This window comes from Nostoc favosum CHAB5714, from assembly GCF_020829495.1.
In the GTDB taxonomy this organism is placed as follows: domain Bacteria; phylum Cyanobacteriota; class Cyanobacteriia; order Cyanobacteriales; family Nostocaceae; genus Nostoc; species Nostoc favosum.
In genome coordinates, this window is the sequence record NZ_JAIVFQ010000210.1 from 1 (window position 1) to 4,038 (window position 4,038).

Below are 4,038 nucleotides of genomic sequence, written 5' to 3' on the forward strand. Positions count from 1 at the left end.
TGGGGTAGTGTTACGGAAGCTACGTCCAGGGGCAAACTAAACAGTTTAGTTTAGAAACCGATGAGTAAAATAGTACAAAATTATTATACGGGGAACTTTCCGATCACAGAGTCGTATTCTTTTTGGGCTTCTCCGATGGACAATCGTGAGTAAACTTCCAGTGATTGCCGGGACGAATGCCCAGAGTATGGCTGAATCAGGGCATCATCAATTCCTTGCTTTTTCAGCCATGTCAGCAGAAAATGGCGCAGTCTATGAGGAGAGATGGCTCTGTTTAGCCCCGCAACCATTGCATATTTTTCTAAGATTTTTCTCACACCTCGGTCACTATACTTGCGTTTCCATGATGACTCAAACAGATAAGTTGCATCTTTGCGTTGCATAGAGTCCACATGCATCGCTAAAACTTCCTTAAAACCAACAGGAAACGGAACAATTCGGTCTTTACTTCCTTTGCCTTGATTAATGCGAACTTGGCAACGAGCAAAATCTACATCTTCTAAACGAATATTAATTAATTCGCTAACTCTTACGCCTGTATAAAGTAAAGTTTTTATTAGTACCATATCTTGCACATTACGAGTGTGCCATACGGCTTCATAGTACCGTTGAATTTCTTCTTCAGTTGGAACATCAGGTAATTGTTTGGTTGATGTTTTGGGAACTGAAATTTCTAATTCAGCTCGCAAATAGCGAAATACACTTTTTAAGTAAGTATAATCGGGATTTTCTGAACGGAGATATTTAGCTAATTCATGGGCTTTTTTCTTAGCTGGAGTTCTAGGATTATTCACACAGACACCTCCAAAGACTCATGTTCAATTCGTAACCGTTCTTCAAGGTTTAAACGGAAAGTACCGTAGGGATTGACATGACTGTAAAATAAAGGTGTTAACGCCCGAAAATCTTCTGTTTTCATCTTAGACATCCAAGCGGGTTCTTTTAAAACCTGTTGAATCATCAAAGTGTTGATATAAACTAAACAGATTTGTAATAAGTGGAGAGACAAGACTGACAATTCCTGTTCTTCTAAGCGATTGGTAGCAATTTCTCCACCCTTACCATAAAAAATAAAACTGTTAGCACTGTTCCAGTTTTCGATAACATTTAAGCCTTCATTGATTTCACGACGTAACGCCTCTGATTGTAGGTACTGACATAAAAATATAGTTTTAACGGCTTTACCTAATTCACACAATGCTTGGTAAGTTGGATGCTGTAAGTTAGCACGAGTAAAGCGTTTAAGGATAGCTTCCGGTTCGGCTATCCCCAATCTCAAAGCCGTTGTATACTTAACCATTTGGTCATATTGTTGCCGAATTAAATCCCATTTAATGGGACGGGTTAGAATTAATTGTAAGTTGGGATAAGCACTAGTATTACCTGCTTCTGGACGGTAAAGCTTTTGTGAGTGAATTCGTTTTAATCGAGGTAATAATTCAAATCCTAATAGATGACAAAAGGCAAAAGCTACTTCACTTTGTCCATGACTATCGACAAAGTTTTTTTCTACTTTCATATTTGTACAATGGCGCAGTACTCCTTCAATCATTGCCGCTACCTCGCTAGAGGAACAAGTCTTGAGTTGGGAGTAAATGCAGGTGGATTTTCGTTCAACGTGCCAATAAATCATTACACCACGTCCACCGTAACGAATATGCCACTCGGTCATAAGATTCTGATCCCATGCTCCAAATTTTTTGGAATCACTGGCACAAGTTGTTGTGGCTTCACCCCAAATTTGAGGTAGTCTTACGTGAAAGATAGCGTTAACTATTTCAGTTATGGCTTTACGTAAATGATTTTTATTAATAAAACGACGCTGCACATAGCGTAAATCTTGATAATTACTGTCGGGAGCGGCTGCACTAAGCCTTTTAAGTCCTGTATTTGTACCCAAACCATACAAACACAACAGCAAACGTTTCTGCAAAGTGGTACGGTCTAAAGTTTCTCTTGAGGCAACAGTTTTGAAGTGTTCTGTAAACCCAATTCTTAAGTCAGCTTCTTTGAGAATATCTAACAAGCTAGTCGTAGACCATCTTAACCCAATTTCACCTTTCAACCGCGATATGAAAGTGGATTCAGTTTGCGCTTCTAGGGGTGAAACAGATATCCAACCTTTACCTTTTTGAAGAATTTTTACTTTGGAGTTGTGGGGGATATTTTTATCTAATGATGAGAGTGCTTCATGCATAGCTTGCTGTAAACTATTAATGAACACATCTACATCGGTAGGCTTGTTTAATGCCTGATAATAACTTTCACGTAGAGAGTCAAAATCAGCAGGTAAATCCTCTTCAGGATTACGATAGCGATTTGCTCCCACTACCCAAATTTCTTTACAACGTAGTTGTTCTCTTAAGGCTTGTAAAACACTGATTTCATAGTTAATGCGATTTATGCGTTCGTGACCATGAACGTCTTTTTCTAAGATAATCTCACGCCAACTATTACGTAAAATACCATCTAGAGGAACTTCTTCAGATACATCGTAATATCTTTGGTTGCTATCAGCATATTTCTGAATTAATTCTAGAGCTTGTATAACTGGACGGTGTACGTCATTATTGGAACGAAACTCTAGAACGTCTAGAATTTTTGGCACCATGCGCCGATAATAACTGCTATAAGAAGAGCGCATGACTTTATATACTTTTTGCCGATAGGCATTACCTGTTGACTTAAATTCTTTAACTAGGTCGATTAATGTTTGTTGCCCCACAACTGGGTAAACTACATCTTTGACTATCCCATCAGGGTTGGCAAGACTAACTTCAGCCAATTGATAAAGTAAGCCAGTTTTCCCAGACACTCGCTTGAAATCTTGAAGTAATTCTTTCTCTATTTTAGTTTCAGCCCTGGCTGACAAGCGATGTACAATTTGTAGCAGTAATTCAATCAGAGAATCTGTAATTTCTTGACTTCTCTTGTAACAAAATGCTGACATGAGGGTGTAGCGAATCGCTTCTGGATGAGCGCGTAATTGGCTGGGTAATTCTGCGGCTACTCGTAGTTTATATATTTCTAAAACCTTGGGGGATACTGAAGAGAATAAGTTCAGAGGTAGTTCTAGTTTTTGAAGGCATTGCAGTTTCGCTACTTCTGTAAAAATGCTCTCCAAACCAACTCGACCGGGGTCTGCTTTTAGGTCGCTAAAATCACATGATTCTTGAGCGTCTTGGGGATTTATGTTTTCTTCACTATCCGTAGTTGTGGTTTGAGACAATAACGCATCTATTTGAGTTTTAGTTAGGTGAGATAATTTTTGTAGTGTATTAGAAAAAAAGTTGGTTTCGTATTTACGAATAGCTGACCGGATGAGGCGTAAGGTTTGTTGATTTGTAGTCGGCTCAATGTGAAGTGAACGAAATTGTTGGAAAACTAAAGCTAATAAATGTTCAATATTCTGTTCGTGTGCCAATACCTGCTCTACTAACCAGTTGATCATTTCGGTCTCATCAGATGCAGTGGCTTCACGAAAACCTAAAAAGGAGCGGATTTGGGCACGATGATATTTAATGCTACGTCCTTGCCAATCGTAGGTATGATATTCTTCCCAGGGAATGGATAGTTGTTTTGCTAGGTAAACAATAACAGGTTTGGGAACGTCGCTTTTTTCAGTAGGAAATCTACCCTCTAGTTGAAAGAATTTTAATAAAACAGCAAAACCCAATTGGTTAGCACCAATTTTGTTCTCTAATAGCGCTTCTTCGTCGGGAAGTAGTGTCCAATGCTCAATTAATTCATCTACTTCCCAATGTCGCTTCATTAAGACTTCCTCAAATGTATTTTTCACACATTATCATGAAGTGACAGAAAAAGTTCCGGTTTTGCATAGAGTCGGAATAAACTCTGACGTTCCACTCCCAATTACTTCTTTTTTTCTCAGTCTTCTGTCTTTAAAGTGGTCACTGTGCCAACTCCAAAAGAAAATTCGGTACTTTTCAAGGAAGCGTTCATACCAATAAAATTGTCTCTTTTCTAAACTAAACTGTTTAGTTTGCCCCTGGGCGCAGCTTCCGTAACACTACCCCA

At 38.8% G+C, this 4,038-nt stretch carries 2 protein-coding genes; both read right to left on the bottom strand.

What is annotated here, in order from left to right:
* Positions 1-83: 83 nt before the first annotated feature.
* On the bottom strand, positions 84-794 hold the full coding sequence (locus tag LC586_RS39815) for a tyrosine-type recombinase/integrase (RefSeq protein ID WP_229491276.1): 711 nt from the start codon (positions 792-794) through the stop codon (positions 84-86).
* On the bottom strand, positions 791-3,772 hold the full coding sequence (locus tag LC586_RS39820; protein WP_229491277.1) for a Tn3 family transposase: 2,982 nt from the start codon (positions 3,770-3,772) through the stop codon (positions 791-793). The genes LC586_RS39815 and LC586_RS39820 overlap by 4 nt, the downstream gene beginning before the upstream one ends.
* Positions 3,773-4,038: the final 266 nt, after the last annotated feature.